The organism is Chryseobacterium sp. BGARF1, from assembly GCF_001677955.1.
Taxonomy (GTDB): Bacteria; Bacteroidota; Bacteroidia; order Flavobacteriales; family Weeksellaceae; genus Chryseobacterium.
Genome location: NZ_LELA01000176.1, coordinates 1 through 270, shown reverse-complemented (window position 1 = coordinate 270; position 270 = coordinate 1). Strand labels below are relative to the sequence as shown.

General features: G+C 36.7%; 1 pseudogene. It reads right to left on the bottom strand.

Annotated features, from left to right (window positions below):
• Positions 1 to 270 (bottom strand): annotated as a pseudogene (locus AB671_RS22605) (peptidoglycan-binding protein LysM); the annotation flags it as partial.

The window sequence follows — 270 nt, the reverse complement described above, 5'->3', positions numbered from 1 at the left end:
CATTTACAGGGATTAAGTTGGTTCCATTCATGAAATTAGGTCCCCCAGCTTTAACTTTAACATTAAAGTTCTTCGTTGAAGTAACTTTTAAAGAATTGGCTTTAGTAATGGTTTGATCAGAGTTATAATCTGCTGCAGTAGCATAGTTGAAGTCAACGGTATTACCAATTGCAGTACTCCCGGCGTCGATAGAGATTACATCATTCAGGGTAATGTTTACGGTTGTGGTTGCAGTTGTATTTTGAGCATGAACATTGTTAGTTCCTAATA